This is a genomic window from Psychroflexus curvus, assembly GCF_020164585.1.
Taxonomy (GTDB): Bacteria; Bacteroidota; Bacteroidia; order Flavobacteriales; family Flavobacteriaceae; genus Psychroflexus; species Psychroflexus curvus.
The window spans coordinates 17,581-33,220 of the sequence record NZ_JAIQZF010000009.1; the positions used below are offsets into that span (position 1 = coordinate 17,581).

Here is a 15,640-nt window from a genome sequence, read left to right on the forward strand (position 1 = left end):
AGTTATGAGAAAGTTTCTTTTAGTGATGAGTTTAGTGATTTTAGGGTCTTGTAAGTCAGATTCAAAAACAACTGATGCTGAAGAAAATATTCTCAAAACGGAATCTAATACGATTTCAGGAGAATTTATTTACACGGATTCTGTTGCTGTTTTTAATAAGGAAGATGAAATCTACGGAGTAATCATGAATGAAAAAGCCAGTCAGCTCATTGCCCAGGCTCGTGATATCAATCCAGATCCATTTGCTTCTTTCGATGTGACTTTGAAAGCTGCTATTAAAGATAATCCAGAAAAAGAGGCTTGGCCACAAGTCATTGATATTCAAACTATAATAAGAGTAAAGCCATTGTCCAACGATGATAGCTTGAGACTAAATAAACAAGAATAAGTTATGTTAAAGATAAAAAATTTACACGCTAGCGTAGAAGGTGAGAAAATACTTAAGGGAATTAACCTTGAAATCAATCCAGGTGAAGTTCATGCTATTATGGGACCTAACGGCTCCGGAAAAAGCACCCTTGCATCTGTAATTGCAGGTAACGAAGATTTTGAAGTGACTCAGGGTGATATCCTTTTTGAAAAAGCAAATATTTCTGAATTATCCCCAGATGAAAGAGCTCATAAGGGTATCTTTTTGTCTTTTCAGTATCCAGTAGAGATTCCCGGGGTTTCAGTGACCAATTTTATAAAGACTTCGATAAATCAGGTGAGAAAATCCAGAGGTCAAAAGGATATGCCAGCCAATGAAATGCTGAAAAAAATCAGAGAGAAATCTGCTTTGCTGGACATGGATAGAAAATTCCTTTCCAGATCACTTAACGAAGGTTTTTCGGGTGGTGAGAAAAAGAGAAATGAAATTTTCCAAATGGCAATGCTAGAGCCAAAATTGGCCATTTTGGACGAAACCGATTCTGGTCTGGATATCGATGCTTTACGAATTGTTGCCGACGGCGTCAATAGATTGAAGACTAAAGATAATGCTACGCTTGTGATAACGCACTATCAGCGTTTGTTGGATTATGTTATTCCAGACGTAGTGCATGTCTTGATGGACGGTAAAATAGTGAAAACTGGTGGCAAAGACCTGGCTAAAGAGCTTGAAGAAAAAGGATACGACTGGCTGAAAGAGGAACGTGCAGAAATGACTTCATAAGCACCAAAACGATTGAAAACTATGGAACTTAAAGATAAATTAATGTCCTCCTACCTTGCTTTTGAAGAGCAGGTCGATTTGGAAAACGATATTCATGAGGTACGAAATAAAGCAATAAAGTTTTTTGAGCAATCAGGATTTCCTTCCAAAAAACAGGAAGCCTGGAAGTACACTTCGCTCAATTCTATCTTGAAAGAAGACTACAGTATTTTTCCTAAAAAGGAAGATGCTATCGATTATAAAGACATCAAAAAATATTTGATTCATGATATCGATACCTACACCATCGTGTTTGTAGACGGTATTTATTCTTCACACTTATCAAGAACAACGCATGACAAACTGGATGCTTGTTTAATGTCTTCTGCCTTAAACAAAGATAAATATAAGCCTGTCATTGATAAGTATTTCAATAAAATTGTCCCTGAAGACAGTATGTCTTCATTGAATACGGCTTTCGCCAAAGAAGGTGCTTACATCAGAATTCCGAAAAACATAGTAGCGGAGAAGCCAATTCAGGTGCTCAACTTCTTTACAAGTAACGAAGCTGCTTTGATGGTGCAGCCAAGAAATTTAATCATTGCTGAAGAAGGTGCTCACGTTCAAATTATCGAAAGACATCAAAGTTTGACAGATCATCCTGTGCTAACCAATTCGGTAACAGAGGTCTATGTTGAAAAAAATGCTGAGGTGGACTATTATAAAATTCAGAATGATAAAACTACATCATCCTTAATTGATAATACTTATATCAAACAGGAGCGCGACAGTAAATGCTCAATGCACACCTTTTCTCTAGGTGGTAAAATCACAAGAAACAATCTGAAGTTTTACCAACAGGGGGAAAACTGTAATTCTGTATTGAAAGGCGTGACTATTCTGGAAGGTAAACAGCATGTAGACCACAATACACTGGTTCATCATACGCAGCCAAACTGCGAGAGTCATCAAGATTATAAGGGTGTTTTTTCTGAAAAATCTGTAGGGGTGTTCAATGGTAATGTACTTGTAGACAGAGTTGCTCAGAAAACGAATGCCTTCCAAAGCAACAACAATATCCTGATAGATGACACCGCGACTTGTAACTCAAAACCACAGCTGGAAATTTTTGCAGATGATGTAAAATGTAGTCACGGTTGTACTATTGGTCAGCTAGACAACGAAGCTTTATACTACCTGAGAACACGGGGTATTCCTAAAAAGGAAGCTAGAGCTCTACTGATGTTTGCCTTTGCAAATAATGTCCTGAGCAGTGTCAAAATACCAGAAATTAAAAAAAGAATAACTAAACAAATTGCATTGAAACTTGGCGTTGAACTTGGATTCAACTTATAAATTTCAATTCAGTCAACTTGCTTAGAAGTAAACAAAACGAAACGAAACATGACGAATACTTCTGAACAACTTCTAGACATACAAAAAATACGCAAGGATTTTCCTATACTGAGTAGAGAAATCAATGGAAAACCCCTGGTGTACTTTGATAATGCAGCGACTTCGCAAACGCCGACGCAGGTCATTAATTGTATCGTAGATTATTACGAAACTAAAAATGCCAATATTCACAGAGGCGTTCATTCTTTGTCTCAAATCGCCACCGATGCTTATGAAGGGGCAAGGGAGACCGTGAGAAAGCATTTCAATGCTGAATTTGCCCACGAAATCATTTTAACGGCAGGAACCACGCACAGTATCAATTTGGTAGCGAATGGCTATGCGTCTATTTTGAAACCTGAAGATGAAATCCTGGTTTCGGCAATGGAACACCATTCCAATATTGTGCCCTGGCAAATGCTCTGTCAGAAGACAGGCTCTAAAATGAAGGTCATTCCAATGTCGCATAAAGGCGAATTGGAAATGGATAGCTATAAAGAACTTTTGAATGAAAACACCAAGTTAGTTTTCGTGAATCATGTATCTAATGCCTTGGGAACTATCAATCCTATTGAAGAAATTATCGAGTTGGCTCACGGTGTGGATGCTAAAGTTTTAATAGACGGTGCTCAGGCTGCACCTCATTTAAAGGCCGATGTGCAGGCACTGGATGTCGATTATTATACGGTTTCGGCTCACAAGATTTGTGGTCCAACTGGAGTTGGCATGCTTTACGGAAAAGAAGATCTTTTGAATATGTTACCCCCCTATCAAGGTGGTGGTGAAATGATTTCAGAAGTGACTTTTGAAAAGACAACTTACGCCGGTTTACCCCATAAGTTTGAAGCAGGAACGCCAAATATTTCCGGTGGAATCGCTTTCGGAGCTGCTTTGGATTATATGAACGGAATTGGATTTGATTCGATTGCAGCTTATGAAATGGAATTGCTCAACTACGCTACTTCAGAAATTCAAAAGATAGATGATGTTGAAATCTATGGCACAACTCCAGATAAAAAAACAGCAGTTTTGTCTTTTAATATCAAGGACGTTCACCCTTATGATATAGGTACGCTTTTAGATAAAATGGGAATAGCTGTAAGGACCGGACATCATTGTGCTCAGCCTATTATGGAATTTTATAAAATACCAGGAACCGTTCGTGCTTCCTTTTCATTTTACAATACGAAAGAAGAAATCGACTCTTTTATAACTGCTTTGAAGAAAGCAAAATCCATGTTAATATGAAACGAATTATAAGTGCCAACCTCCATCTCATATTATTTGGTTTTGTAGTGATGCTTGGCTCCTGTAAAGCTCAAAAAATGACATCAGATCAGCTGATGACTCAAAACTATGAGATAACTCAAATGGGAGATAGAGACATTTCAGATTCTAAATTAACTTTAAAAGTAAATCCAGAAAACTCAACGATTTCAGGATTTTCAGGATGTAATAATTATACCTACAGTTATAAGCTGGATAATAAAGTAGTTGATTTAGGTTATGCCAGAGCTACCAAGATGTACTGTGATGATTCCATGGAACTTGAAAATTTATTTTTTCAAAAAATGGCTTCAGTGACCCAATTTGAAAATTCAAAAGAAGCCATTCATCTAAAGAACAAACAAGGAGAAATTATAATCAAAGCTAAAAAGAAAGATTAACGTGAGTAGTATTCAAGAAAGACAAGAAGAAATCATAGAAGAATTCAGCATGTTTGAAGACTGGATGCAGCGCTATGAGTACATGATAGAATTGGGTAAGTCTTTACCGCTGATAGCTGAAGAACACAAAACCGAAGAAAATATAATCAAAGGTTGCCAGAGCAGAGTATGGGTGTATGCTGAAATGGACGACGATCAGGTCGATTTTACAGCAGATAGTGATGCTATCATCACCAAAGGCATCATTGCTATTCTCATAAGAGTTTTTTCTGGTCAAAAACCTGAAGATATCATCCATGCAAACACCGATTTTATTGATGAAATTGGACTTAAAGAACACTTGTCGCCAACCCGAGCAAATGGGTTGGTGAGTATGATTAAACAAATGAAGATGTACGCTATTGCCTACAATAGTCAACAAAATAATAAAGCTTAAGAAAATGGCTGAAGAAAGAAATACAGAAGAACTGGGAGAAGACATCGTAAGAGTTTTAAAAACCATTTACGATCCGGAAATCCCTGTTGATATCTACGAATTAGGTCTTATTTACGACGTCTTTGTCAACGAAGATAATGACGTGAAAATACTTATGACGTTAACCTCACCTAACTGTCCGGTTGCCGAATCTTTACCTCAAGAGGTGAAAGAAAAGTCAGCATCTCTGGATTGGGTGAATGAGTGTGAAGTAGAACTGACTTTCGATCCTGCCTGGTCACAGGAATTGATGAGTGAGGAAGCGAAGTTAGAATTGGGAATGCTGTAATCTATGACAGAAATCGTCAACAAAGTAGCCCTAAGTTCTCTTAAAACCTTCAATCTGGAAGATTATTATCCCGTCGGTGAACGAAAATTGATAGACATCAAAGACTGGTTATTTGAAGGGATTATTCTTAAAGAAAAAGACTTTAGGGAAGCTTTAAAACATCACGACTGGTCTCAGTATCAGGATGCTTATGTGGCTTTGCGCTGCTCAAGCGATGCCATCATCCCTGGCTGGGCATACTTGCTAATTACTTCCTACTTACATGGCTTTTCCAAAAAAGTGGTGTTTGGAAATCTGGAATTTCTGAATTCTTTACTTTACCAGGAAGCACTACAGGAGGTGGATTTTACAGAATACCAGGATAAGCCGGTCATCATTAAAGGTTGCTCAAACAAACCCGTTCCGGAAAATGCGTATTTACTAGCTTTACAAATGCTTCAGCCCCAGGCTAAATCCATTATGTACGGAGAAGCCTGTTCTGCTGTGCCGCTTTATAAGAGACCTAAGAACTAATTGATAAAAGTTACAAAAAACCAAACATTTAAATAGTTCTCTTTTTGGTTTCATAGATTTGTTTTCTAAAAACCTCAAAAATGAGACTTCATTACTTTCTAAGTTCCTCTTTTTTTTTCATAGCTACACTTTTTGCTTCAGCTCAGTCTGATGATAGCAAGTCGACCAAAAAGGATACAACCTGGACCACTGATGGGAATTTTCAGTTTTTAATCAATCAGGCCGCTTTCAATAGTGAATGGCAAGGGGGTGGAACCAGTAACTATTCGGCGAATGTTGTCGTCAATTATGATATCAATTACAACAAAGGGAAATACACCTGGGATACCAAGTTTCTTGGCGATTATGGAATCAATAAAACCAAAGACCAGGAATTTAATAGAAAAACGAACGACCGTTTGGAAATCAACTCCACGGTTGGTCGACAAATCGATGAGACCAAATGGTATACTTCTGCTTTTGTGAATTTCAGGACACAGTTTGATAGTGGTTATATGTTCGGTGAAGATGCCGATGGGAATGAGACCAGAACGCTCAGGACGCAACTGATGTCACCTGCTTTTACTCAACTTGGTTTGGGAGCGTTGTGGAAGCACAGTGATGATATACGGGTGAATATTTCGCCGGTCACAGGACGTATCATCACTGCCAACAGCAAGTTTACAACTACTCAGGGTTACGAGGACGGCGATTTTTTTGGTCTGGATCAAGGTGAAAACATCCGTACAGAATTTGGGGCCTCGGTCAATGCCTTTGTCAAGTTCAAATTGATGGAAAACATCACTGTTGGTAACGTGTTAGGACTGTATTCCAATTATCTCGAAGATCTGCAAAACGTCGATATCGACTACACCCTCAATCTGGTGATGAGCGTGAATAAATACATTTCAGCCAACTTCACCTTTCAGGCCATTTACGATGACAACGCTGTACAGGGTTTTCAGGTCAGAGAGGTGTTGGGCGTCGGATTCAATTATAATTTTTAATTTTTTTGGGAGCTTACCTACTATCCGTTACAACACGCTAGCGGTTTTTTTACAGTTGTAAGCTGTTGTAAGGCTTTTCCTTTAGTTAAGCTTCAACTAGAATACACCTGTCCCCGATGAGGTTTTAAGCGGTCTCTTAGGTCTTTAATCTGCTCTTCCTCCACGACAAGAAAAGCTATAAAGTGAAACTCGCTGATGTGTTCTACCCCGGTAATGTGATTTTCCATTGCATTCATCTTCAAGAAATCCCGGAGGTGAATTTCATGATGTTCTGCTGTTTTCTTGGCGTTAGGACCTCGGAAGTCCCAGATTAATTTGATTTGTCTGTTCATTGAAATTTAAGCTTGGTGGTTATGAACGTTGATTTTTGTGTTCATCTATTAAAAGTTTTAATTCGTCTTTACTTGGCAGAACAGTTTTGTATTTACTTGCAAAAATCTGTTCATTGTTTTCTGGTAATGTATATTCTACTACCGATTTGCTTTTGTCTTTGCATAATACCATTCCTATTGTCTTATTTTCATCTTTCAATCGGACTTCTCTGTCATAATAATTTACATACATCTGCATTTGCCCAAGGTCTTGATGTTTAAGTTCCCCAATTTTTAGCTCAACCAGTACTAAACATTTCAGTATCCGATTGTAAAAAACTAAACCTATATGAAAATGTTTATCATCAAAAGAAATCCTTTTTTGCCTAGCAACAAATGTGAATCCAGTACCTAATTCAAGTAAAAAGTGTTCAAGTTTACCGATTACCCCTTGCTCTAGATCGCTTTCAGTATAGGAGGATCTTTACGTCAATCCCATAAACTCTATAATGTAAGGATCTTTAATTGCATCTTTTGGCTTTATAAGGACCAATCCTTTTTCTGATAACTCCTTGATTTTTTCTTTATCTCTACTCAAAACAAGTCTCGTATAAAGTGCTGAATCGTATTGTCTATCAAGTTCTCTAACGCTCCAATTGTTTTTTACTGACTCTATTTCGTAAAATTGTTTTTCGTTTTCATCATCAATACGCATCAATTTCAGATAATGTGACCAGCTTAATTTGAAAGTAGCAGGTACTGTCTGTTGTATTTCAAATTTAGAATTGTCAGACAGTGTCTGACCAATTGAATATGCAAGATAAAACTGCCTCATCTGCTTCAAATTGGTGGTGGAGAAACCTTTGCCGAATTCTTTAGTAAGAACTTTGGATAATCCACTTAAAATTTGTTTACCGTATTCAGCTCTGTCTTTTCCTTCCTGCTCTTCTTCAACAATCAACCTACCTATTTCGAAGTAGGTATGAACCTTGGTATGGTTTACAGTCTGCACGACTTTATTTCTTGCAGATTGTAGTAATTCTACAATTTGAGAATAGAATATAGTATCTAAAGGTTTGTTCTTCATGATTTTATATAAATCCATGAAATGTTTGGTAATTTCTTATTTCATTACGTAGAGGTTAAAATAGACTTACCATTCAATCTTATGATTAACACTTGAAAATTACAATTTTATCAATGCCTAAAATGTGATTTTCCATAGCATTCATCTTCAAAAAATCCTTGAGATGAATTTCATGATGTTCTGCTGTTTTCTCTGCGTTGGGACCTCGGAAATCCCAGATCAATTTGTTTTGTCTGCTCATTAAATTTCTATTCAGCTAATGCTTTTAAAAAGGCTCTCACTTCCTCAACTGTTTTGACATAATACCTTGCTTTGGTTTTCTGAACCCCTATTTTTACGGTTTCAGAGCGCTCCGGCAGTTCTTCAAACATAAATTCATCGGTCCAGTCATCGCCAAAGGCAAACACATGCTCTGATGGAAATTGATTGAGAAGGCTGGAACAGGCTCTGCCTTTGTTCACTTTACTGCTTTTGATTTCGATGACTTTATTGCCTTCCAGCAAGGTAAGGTCTGTGTTGGATATAAAACTTGTCAGTACCGTTTTAATTTCAACCAGTCTTTTTTCTGCTAATTCGATATCGGTATTTCTATAATGCCAGGCCAGAGAGTATTTCTTTTTTTCCACCAAAGTTCCCGGTGTTCTGTCGACGAAGGTTTCCAAAACAGGAAGAATATCATCCATCCAGTCTGTTTTTAAACGCTCGGTAGTTTTCCACTCCTCATTTTCTATTCTCATGGAAACTCCGTGATCCGAGACCAGAGTATAGGGTGTATGTCCAAACCATTTGTTGAGGGTTTTCTTATCCCGACCGCTGATGAGGACCAGTTTTAAGTGCTCGATGACATGTAAATTTTCTAAAATTGAAAATAGTTCTTTGTCTGGCTTTGCATCCTGAGGATTGTTTGTAAAATTGACCAAAGTCCCGTCGTAGTCCAGAAACATTATTTTTTTCTCATCGGATCTGAGTTTTTCAATAAAAAGGGCTTTGACGTTTTTGTCAACTTTTTCAGCTTCAATGACATTATAAACCTTGTGCACCTGGTCGAGGGAATTCATAAATTCGTTGGCCCATTTTTTTACACTATATCGGGACACCCGATTTTGCAGGGCCTGCATTCTTTGTTTTTGTTCGGCTTTAGGCATTTCTAAAGCCTGCTTGATACTGTCTGCAATTTCTTCAAAATTGAAGGGGTTGATGAGTAAAGCTTCGTTCATTTCTATGGAAGCCCCCGCCATTTCACTTAAAACCAGGACTCCGTCTTTTCGAGTTCTGGTGGCTACATATTCTTTAGCTACCAGATTCATTCCATCCCTTACCGGGGTGATCAGGGCCACATCGGAAGAGGTGTAGAGGTCAATTAAATTTTCGAAGGGTAAAGCTCTGTAAAAATACCAGATGGGCGTCCAGCTTACTGTGGAATATTCGCCATTGATTCTGCCGACAAGCTCGTCGGTTTCCTGTTTCAGCCTCTGGTATTGAGGGACCTGAGATCGGGAGGGAACCGCTAGCATGATCAGTCGGATTTTCTCCTGGAACTGTGGGTATTTTCTCAAGAAATATTCAAAGGCTTTAATACGGTTGGGGATGCCTTTGGTATAATCCATTCGGTCGATAGAAAGTATCATTTTTATACCTTCTTCATTCTGTAAATGCTGGTCCAGTCGCTTTTGAATTTCAGATTTTTCACTTTCAGCCATTTTATCGTGATCCAGGGCGGCATTTTCAAACTTCTCATAATCGATTCCCATCGGGAAAGAATCCACTTTTATAATCCGATTCTGGTAGGTGATTTTATTAAAGCTGACATCCAGGCTTAAAATTCGTTTGACCGAACTTAAAAAATGCCTTTCATAGTCATAGGTATGAAAACCGATGAGATCTGCACCAAGCATGCCTTCCAGCAATTCTTTACGCTTAGGAAAGGTTCTGAAAATCTCATAAGAAGGAAAAGGAATGTGGTTAAAAAATCCTATGGAAATATCTGGTCGTTTAGCTTTTACCATGCCGGGAACCAGTAGTAACTGATAATCCTGTATCCAGATGTTATCGCCTTCCTCCACCTGCTCCAAAACTTTGTCAGCAAACTTTTGGTTCACGCTTTTATAGACTTCCCAGGATTCCGGATTGTATTCTGTGTATTCTATAAAATAATGGAATAAAGGCCAAAGCGTGCGGTTGCTAAATCCATAATAATAATGATCCAAATCTCTTTGGGTAAGGTTTACTGAAACACATTGCGCTTTGGTAACCGCTTTTGAGATTTTGGTTTCCAGCTCAGGGGTCAATTCTTCCTCGGTAATACCACTCCAGCCTACCCAAAGGCCATTGCCTTCTTTGTGAACAGACTTAAGTCCGGTTGCAAGTCCTCCCACACTCGGGGTGACTTCTATCTGATCGTTTTCAATACGCACTTGAAGCGGTAATCTGTTGGAAACAATTATTGTTTTATTCATAAGAAAGCTTTGTTTTACTCAGAATATTTCCTTTTATTTAATCAAAAATATGATTTAAATCTTCCAAATACTCGAAATTGATGAATAATCTGAATTATGGTATCATAGGTAATTGTAGAACTGCAGCTTTAATTTCGGACAAGGGGTCGTTGGATTGGTGCTGTTTGCCGGAGTTTGACTCTGCTTCTGTTTTTGCCAAATTACTGGACGATAAAAAAGGGGGGCAGTTCGGTTTTAAGGTGGATGAGGCTTATACAGTTAGTCAAACTTATGTTGAAAACACCTGTATTTTAAAAACTGAATTCAGGTCTGAAAAAGCGAGTTTTGAAGTTCATGACTTTCTTCCCCGGTATCCCAAAAAGGACAAATCTTACCATGCTCCCCCCGAAGTCATCAGGTATCTAAAAGTGACCAAAGGGACTCCAAAGCTAAGTGTTGACTACAGCCCCAAACTTGAATATGCCTTAGGGAATACCGAAATTTACATAAAAGATAACTTTATCGTTGCGCTCACCGAAGCCGATAAATTCGACACTTTATTTTTATACACCTCACTTTCAAAAGAAGCAGTGGTAAATTCCGAAGAGATAGAACTCACTCAGGATGCTTTTTTTCTGTTGTCCTATAATGAGAAAATTGATTTGCCGAGCATGGACTCTGTGAACCTGGATTATAAAAAGACACTGGCTTACTGGATCAACTGGACCGATAACACCCCTGAGTTTCGGAGTTATAATGCTATGATTTTGAGGAGTGCGATGACCTTGAAATTGCTGAGCTATGAAAAGACCGGGGCCATTCTGGCTGCAGCAACCACTTCCCTGCCGGAAACCATTGGTGAAGTGAGGAACTGGGATTATAGGTTTTGCTGGATTCGCGATGCGTCTATGGTCGTAAGAGTGGTTTCACAACTGGGCCATACGAGAATGACCAAGCGTTATCTTCAATTTATCATTGATCTGATTCCCGATAAAAATGAGAAACTCCAAATCATGTACGGCATCAACAAAGAGAAGGAACTCACCGAGAAAATACTGACTCATCTTTCCGGTTATATGGATTCTAAACCCGTGAGAGTTGGGAATGCTGCCTACGCTCAAAAACAAAACGATATTTACGGAATCCTGGTAGATGTGATTTATCAGGAACTGGTGAAGTTTAAATCGGATACCGATAACAAAGAAGAATTATGGACGATTACCAAAGGCATTGCCTGGGTGGTTGGCAAGCACTGGCAGGAAGCAGACAAGGGAATTTGGGAATTCAGGACCGAAGATCGTCACTTTACTTTTTCCAAAGTCTTGTGCTGGGTGGCGATTGACAGGGCAATAAAAATTTCGGAATTGTTTGAAAAAACCTCTAAACTGGAACGCTGGAAAACTTTAGAACAGGCCATCAAAACTGATATTTTGGAAAATGCATGGAACGAAGACGTGCAGGCCTTTACACAATCCTATGGTTCTAAAGACCTGGATGCCTCGGTGTTACTGATGGAATCCTACGGGTTTATCGATGCTAAAGACCCGAAGTTTGTAAGTACAGTAAAGGCTATCGGAAGGGATCTTACCAATGACGGGCTTCTCTACAGGTATAAAAACAAAGATGATTTTGGCTTGCCAAGCTCATCCTTCACCATTTGTACGTTCTGGTACATCAATAGTTTGATAAAAATTGGTGAAGCAAAAGAAGCAAAACAACAATTTGAAAGGTTAATTGGTTATTCAAATCATTTGGGTCTTATGAGTGAAGATATCGATTTTGAAACCAAGCGTTTACTGGGGAATTTCCCACAGGCTTATTCGCATCTGGCTTTAATTGAAACGGCAATTAACCTGTCTGAAGCAGAATAAATACGTTTAAATACGTTAGTTGATGATGAGTTTTCTGGTGAATGAATTATTGATTCTAAGCATATATAAACCTGCTTTAAAGGACTCGACATTAATTTGAATGTTATTCTTTGCTTTGAATCTTTTAGAATACACTTTTTGACCCAAAAGCGTGTACAATTCAATGCTTTGTATGGGTTGAGACGCATTTTTAATCTGAACATAAGAGCTTGCCGGATTCGGAAAAATGGAGAAATTTTCCTGAGTAAAATCAGAAGCGCCTAAAGCGCCGGATTTTCTAATCAGAAAAAAACCGCGTTCGATATCACTTACGACGATATTCCCGCTTTCAAAAAAAGGATAATTGCTCCAGGAACCATTAAAGTTATCAGTATTATTTTCAGGATAAGTGTCAAAAAAACCAATTTCTGAAATGGATTGGGCAGCCACATTTGTCGCATCCAAAACCCTAATTCCGGCCGTATAATTGGACAAGTAAAACCTGTTGTTATGGAGATAGCCATTGTGATCTATTGCAGAAGTTGGGCCAAAATATTCCTGGTGCTGAATAGGATTGTCCAGGTCTTGTAAATCAAAAATAAGCGTCCTGCTATTTAATCCGAAAGTGCGTTCATCAAGCTCATCACCAAAGAATAGATACTTTTGATCATCAGTTAACCAGCCTTGATGTGAATAGCCTATATTACTATAAGTAATCGTCGAAATCAAATCTGGACTGCCAGGATTGGTGACATTTACAATGACAACTTCCTCTTCATTAAAACCGATAAAAATTTCTTTTCCTGTATAATCAGTATCAGTGCCATCATAAGTAACTACTTGCGCGTCATGTGTATATGAGCTCCCCGCATATCCACCTGCTAAAACGGGATGAAGAGGATTGCTGATATCTACAATATGAGGACCGCCATCGTAGGTTTTGGTCCCCACAACGTAGGCATACGCCTTGTCTTCATTAATGACGATATTATGCGCATCTCCAAATCCATCATAATGGGCATCACTGTTAAAAGTCACCGGTGCATTGGTGACACTGCGAAGTCTGGTGAGGTCAAAAATTTGCATGCCATGACCTGAAGCCTCCGAAACGATAAAGGCATAATTAGTATACACTTTAATATCTCTCCAGGAGCTGGCTTGTGTATGTGTTGGGAGTTTGCCAAGATAGACAGGGTTTACAGGATCGGTTATATCTATAAAAGCAGTTCCATTTGTTAAGCCCATCAGCGCGTATTCTTTCCCGTCCTGAGGGTCTGTCCAGCCCCAGGAATCATTTCCTGCACTAGCAGAAAAGGTGCTTAAGCCAATATGTGACATCAGATCGTAATCCTGACAAGGATAGATCCCTGCATAACCATTTTCGCATGGCGTCTGTGTAAATGCTATTAGACTCATTAAAAGGGTTAATGTGCTGAGGTATAGTTTTTTCAAAATCAGTATTTAACTCAAATATAGAGAAAAAATGCACTGGACTACTTCTTTTGTGAACAGTCTTGAGATATGAATCAGCTTTGATCCTTTGATAGCTTTGGCTTCTGTGATTCATAATTGAGATGATGTGTTAACTATAAATTTAAAAGATTTATTTCTATTAAATTTATAATCTCATGAAAGCTGTAGTCTTAGGATATGCTTTACAACTTTACAAATCCTTTTGAGTAACTTTGCTTTCAAAATAAAAATGACATGTTTCAAAATACGAAAGACAGTAAGACTAAATTATCAGAGCTTGGAGAATTTGGTTTAATAGATCATCTTACTCAGTTTTTTAAGGTGAAACATACTTCAACCATAAAAAGTATCGGTGACGATGCAGCTGTGCTCAAGCATGATAAACATACAGTTGTCACCACAGATCTTTTGGTAGAAGGAGTTCATTTTGATTTGGCTTATATGCCCTTAAAACATTTAGGTTACAAAGCGGTCATGGTCAATTTATCCGATGTATATGCCATGAATGCTCAGGCAGAACAAATCACAGTTTCTATAGCTTGTTCCAATAGATTTACGGTAGAAGCTTTAGAAGAGCTTTACAGCGGGATAACGACTGCAGCCGAACTTTATAATGTAGATGTAGTAGGAGGTGATACCACCTCAGCCATAAAAGGTTTAACCATAAGTATCACAGCAATTGGTCAGGCTCAAGCAGAAGATATCACCTACAGAAGCGGAGCAAAACCAAATGATTTGCTGGTAGTCTCGGGTGATTTGGGCGGTGCATTTTTAGGGTTGAAAGTTCTACAAAGAGAAAATGAAGTCTTTAAAGTAAACCCTAATGCTCAGCCCGATCTAGAAAAATATACTTATATTGTAGAGCGCCAATTGAAGCCGGAAGCCAGAAAGGATATCGTAGAATTACTGAAGGCTTTGGAAGTGAAGCCTACGTCTATGATAGATATAAGTGATGGTTTGTCCTCGGAAGTGATGCATTTATGCAAACATTCTAAAGTAGGAGCTAATTTATTTGAAGATAAATTGCCGTTGGATCCGATGAGCATTTCTACTTGCGAAGAATTTGAATTGGATTCTACAACCGTTGTGCTCAATGGTGGTGAAGATTATGAGTTGTTGTTTACCATAGATCAATCTGACTTTGATAAGATTAAAGCAAATCCAAATTTGACTGTGATAGGACATATGGCAGAACAAAGCGAAGGCATTCATCTTATTTCCAGGATGAACACAAAAATTCCAATTAAAGCAAGAGGCTGGAATGGAATGGAAGATGAAGACTAAAAAATAAAAAGTGATGGATAAAAGAGTATTTTACACAAAATCAAAAGTTGAACTGATGGGGGTTAAAAACCTGTTGGAGTCTCAGGGTATTAAATGCTATGAAGTCGATAAAGTTGATTCTTCTTATGCTGGGGTTTTTGGAAACTATGAACTTATGGTAGATGAAAGCGATGAAGAAAAGGCTAAAGAAATCATCGATCAATTTGAGTCGAAATAAAACTTAAAGTGTAGCATTTGGTTAATTTTTTTTGAAAATCAAACCCATAGCAGGAATAATAATTAAATTTAAAAAAAATAATTATGAAAAGACACGCCACAGCAGTTTGGAAAGGAAGTATAAAAGAGGGAAGCGGATCAATTTCTTCGCAAAGCGGAGTTTTAGATAAAACTCAGTATTCATTCAAGTCTCGTTTTGAAGAGGGGAAAGGTACAAATCCAGAGGAATTGGTTGCAGCTGCTCATGCAGGTTGTTTTGCTATGCAGTTATCCGCTTTTTTAACCGAAGAAGATTTTGAGGTAGGAAGTTTAGAAACTAAAGGTGAAGTCACTTTAAAAGATGGAAACATCACCAATTCCCACCTTATTCTTAAAGCTAAAATAGAGAACATCGAAAAAGATAAATTTGACGAATTGGTCGAAAAGGCTGAGAAGAATTGTCCGATTTCAAAACTTTTAGATACAAAGATTTCAGTTGAGGCTACACTGATTTAGATCGTAGTCCTAAATATATAACTATGCTGTTG

General features: G+C 38.1%; 18 protein-coding genes and 1 pseudogene. 13 read left to right on the forward strand and 6 right to left on the reverse strand.

Annotated features, from left to right (window positions below; translation table 11 throughout):
* Positions 1-4: 4 nt before the first annotated feature.
* The 9 genes from LB450_RS12600 to LB450_RS12640 all read left to right on the forward strand — a co-directional run bounded on the left by LB450_RS12600 (position 5) and on the right by LB450_RS12640 (position 6,457).
* Positions 5-388 carry a hypothetical protein gene (locus tag LB450_RS12600; protein WP_224489443.1) on the forward strand — a complete coding sequence of 128 codons (384 nt, stop codon included), beginning with the start codon at positions 5-7 and terminating at the stop codon, positions 386-388.
* Positions 389-391: 3 nt separating this feature from the next.
* Positions 392-1,153: a Fe-S cluster assembly ATPase SufC gene (sufC, locus tag LB450_RS12605; protein WP_224489444.1), complete on the forward strand. Its 762-nt coding sequence runs from the start codon at positions 392-394 to the stop codon at positions 1,151-1,153.
* Positions 1,154-1,174: 21 nt separating this feature from the next.
* Positions 1,175-2,488, forward strand: a complete 1,314-nt coding sequence (sufD, locus tag LB450_RS12610; protein ID WP_224489446.1) for a Fe-S cluster assembly protein SufD — start codon at positions 1,175-1,177, stop codon at positions 2,486-2,488.
* Between the two features lie 48 nt (positions 2,489-2,536).
* On the forward strand, positions 2,537-3,775 hold the full coding sequence (locus LB450_RS12615; protein ID WP_224489454.1) for an aminotransferase class V-fold PLP-dependent enzyme: 1,239 nt from the start codon (positions 2,537-2,539) through the stop codon (positions 3,773-3,775).
* Complete coding sequence (locus LB450_RS12620; protein WP_224489456.1) at positions 3,772-4,194, forward strand: META domain-containing protein; 423 nt, start codon at positions 3,772-3,774, stop codon at positions 4,192-4,194. Before LB450_RS12615 ends, LB450_RS12620 begins: the two co-directional genes overlap by 4 nt.
* A gap of 1 nt (position 4,195) precedes the next feature.
* A complete protein-coding gene (locus tag LB450_RS12625; protein ID WP_224489458.1) occupies positions 4,196-4,630 on the forward strand; it encodes a SufE family protein in 435 nt (144 codons plus the stop codon).
* A 4-nt stretch (positions 4,631-4,634) separates the two neighbouring features.
* Positions 4,635-4,958: a DUF59 domain-containing protein gene (locus tag LB450_RS12630; protein WP_224453401.1), complete on the forward strand. Its 324-nt coding sequence runs from the start codon at positions 4,635-4,637 to the stop codon at positions 4,956-4,958.
* Positions 4,959-4,961: 3 nt separating this feature from the next.
* Positions 4,962-5,471: a DUF2480 family protein gene (locus LB450_RS12635; RefSeq protein ID WP_224489460.1), complete on the forward strand. Its 510-nt coding sequence runs from the start codon at positions 4,962-4,964 to the stop codon at positions 5,469-5,471.
* An 80-nt stretch (positions 5,472-5,551) separates the two neighbouring features.
* A complete protein-coding gene (locus tag LB450_RS12640; RefSeq protein ID WP_224489462.1) occupies positions 5,552-6,457 on the forward strand; it encodes a DUF3078 domain-containing protein in 906 nt (301 codons plus the stop codon).
* A gap of 92 nt (positions 6,458-6,549) precedes the next feature.
* Here the strand turns inward: LB450_RS12640 and LB450_RS12645 are convergent, their stop codons facing one another.
* The 5 genes and pseudogenes from LB450_RS12645 to LB450_RS12665 all read right to left on the reverse strand — a co-directional run bounded on the left by LB450_RS12645 (position 6,550) and on the right by LB450_RS12665 (position 10,311).
* Positions 6,550-6,789, reverse strand: coding sequence for a hypothetical protein (locus tag LB450_RS12645; RefSeq protein WP_224489463.1), 240 nt, complete (start codon positions 6,787-6,789; stop codon positions 6,550-6,552).
* 19 nt (positions 6,790-6,808) lie between these two features.
* Positions 6,809-7,234 (reverse strand): annotated as a pseudogene (locus tag LB450_RS12650) (PDDEXK nuclease domain-containing protein); the annotation flags it as partial.
* 18 nt (positions 7,235-7,252) lie between these two features.
* Complete coding sequence (locus tag LB450_RS12655) at positions 7,253-7,855, reverse strand: DUF1016 N-terminal domain-containing protein (RefSeq protein WP_224489465.1); 603 nt, start codon at positions 7,853-7,855, stop codon at positions 7,253-7,255.
* A gap of 85 nt (positions 7,856-7,940) precedes the next feature.
* Complete coding sequence (locus LB450_RS12660; RefSeq protein WP_224489684.1) at positions 7,941-8,096, reverse strand: hypothetical protein; 156 nt, start codon at positions 8,094-8,096, stop codon at positions 7,941-7,943.
* Between the two features lie 7 nt (positions 8,097-8,103).
* Positions 8,104-10,311, reverse strand: a complete 2,208-nt coding sequence (locus tag LB450_RS12665; RefSeq protein ID WP_224489467.1) for a bifunctional alpha,alpha-trehalose-phosphate synthase (UDP-forming)/trehalose-phosphatase — start codon at positions 10,309-10,311, stop codon at positions 8,104-8,106.
* A gap of 80 nt (positions 10,312-10,391) precedes the next feature.
* Between LB450_RS12665 and LB450_RS12670 the strand changes: the two genes are divergently transcribed.
* A complete protein-coding gene (locus LB450_RS12670) occupies positions 10,392-12,161 on the forward strand; it encodes a glycoside hydrolase family 15 protein (RefSeq protein ID WP_224489469.1) in 1,770 nt (589 codons plus the stop codon).
* 15 nt (positions 12,162-12,176) lie between these two features.
* Here the strand turns inward: LB450_RS12670 and LB450_RS12675 are convergent, their stop codons facing one another.
* Positions 12,177-13,556 carry a choice-of-anchor B family protein gene (locus LB450_RS12675; protein WP_224489477.1) on the reverse strand — a complete coding sequence of 460 codons (1,380 nt, stop codon included), beginning with the start codon at positions 13,554-13,556 and terminating at the stop codon, positions 12,177-12,179.
* Positions 13,557-13,847: 291 nt separating this feature from the next.
* Here LB450_RS12675 and thiL point away from each other — a divergent pair, with 291 nt between their 5' ends.
* The 3 genes from thiL to LB450_RS12690 all read left to right on the forward strand — a co-directional run bounded on the left by thiL (position 13,848) and on the right by LB450_RS12690 (position 15,608).
* Positions 13,848-14,897: a thiamine-phosphate kinase gene (gene thiL / locus LB450_RS12680; protein ID WP_224489479.1), complete on the forward strand. Its 1,050-nt coding sequence runs from the start codon at positions 13,848-13,850 to the stop codon at positions 14,895-14,897.
* 13 nt (positions 14,898-14,910) lie between these two features.
* On the forward strand, positions 14,911-15,114 hold the full coding sequence (locus LB450_RS12685; protein WP_224489480.1) for a putative signal transducing protein: 204 nt from the start codon (positions 14,911-14,913) through the stop codon (positions 15,112-15,114).
* 83 nt (positions 15,115-15,197) lie between these two features.
* Positions 15,198-15,608 (forward strand): OsmC family peroxiredoxin, encoded by a 411-nt coding sequence (locus tag LB450_RS12690; RefSeq protein WP_224489482.1) that lies wholly within the window; start codon positions 15,198-15,200, stop codon positions 15,606-15,608.
* The last annotated feature ends 32 nt before the right edge of the window (positions 15,609-15,640 follow it).

What these genes read in the sequence shown, in the direction of transcription:
- LB450_RS12600 (WP_224489443.1), top strand. Translation starts at nt 5, where the DNA reads ATGAGAAAGTTTCTTTTAGTGATGAGTTTAGTGATTTTAGGGTCTTGT.
- sufC (WP_224489444.1), top strand. Translation starts at nt 392, where the DNA reads ATGTTAAAGATAAAAAATTTACACGCTAGCGTAGAAGGTGAGAAAATA.
- sufD (WP_224489446.1), top strand. Translation starts at nt 1,175, where the DNA reads ATGGAACTTAAAGATAAATTAATGTCCTCCTACCTTGCTTTTGAAGAG.
- LB450_RS12615 (WP_224489454.1), top strand. Translation starts at nt 2,537, where the DNA reads ATGACGAATACTTCTGAACAACTTCTAGACATACAAAAAATACGCAAG.
- LB450_RS12620 (WP_224489456.1), top strand. Translation starts at nt 3,772, where the DNA reads ATGAAACGAATTATAAGTGCCAACCTCCATCTCATATTATTTGGTTTT.
- LB450_RS12630 (WP_224453401.1), top strand. Translation starts at nt 4,635, where the DNA reads ATGGCTGAAGAAAGAAATACAGAAGAACTGGGAGAAGACATCGTAAGA.
- LB450_RS12635 (WP_224489460.1), top strand. Translation starts at nt 4,962, where the DNA reads ATGACAGAAATCGTCAACAAAGTAGCCCTAAGTTCTCTTAAAACCTTC.
- LB450_RS12640 (WP_224489462.1), top strand. Translation starts at nt 5,552, where the DNA reads ATGAGACTTCATTACTTTCTAAGTTCCTCTTTTTTTTTCATAGCTACA.
- LB450_RS12645 (WP_224489463.1), bottom strand. Translation starts at nt 6,789, where the DNA reads ATGAACAGACAAATCAAATTAATCTGGGACTTCCGAGGTCCTAACGCC.
- LB450_RS12655 (WP_224489465.1), bottom strand. Translation starts at nt 7,855, where the DNA reads ATGAAGAACAAACCTTTAGATACTATATTCTATTCTCAAATTGTAGAA.
- LB450_RS12660 (WP_224489684.1), bottom strand. Translation starts at nt 8,096, where the DNA reads ATGAGCAGACAAAACAAATTGATCTGGGATTTCCGAGGTCCCAACGCA.
- LB450_RS12665 (WP_224489467.1), bottom strand. Translation starts at nt 10,311, where the DNA reads ATGAATAAAACAATAATTGTTTCCAACAGATTACCGCTTCAAGTGCGT.
- LB450_RS12670 (WP_224489469.1), top strand. Translation starts at nt 10,392, where the DNA reads ATGAATAATCTGAATTATGGTATCATAGGTAATTGTAGAACTGCAGCT.
- LB450_RS12675 (WP_224489477.1), bottom strand. Translation starts at nt 13,556, where the DNA reads ATGAGTCTAATAGCATTTACACAGACGCCATGCGAAAATGGTTATGCA.
- thiL (WP_224489479.1), top strand. Translation starts at nt 13,848, where the DNA reads ATGTTTCAAAATACGAAAGACAGTAAGACTAAATTATCAGAGCTTGGA.
- LB450_RS12685 (WP_224489480.1), top strand. Translation starts at nt 14,911, where the DNA reads ATGGATAAAAGAGTATTTTACACAAAATCAAAAGTTGAACTGATGGGG.
- LB450_RS12690 (WP_224489482.1), top strand. Translation starts at nt 15,198, where the DNA reads ATGAAAAGACACGCCACAGCAGTTTGGAAAGGAAGTATAAAAGAGGGA.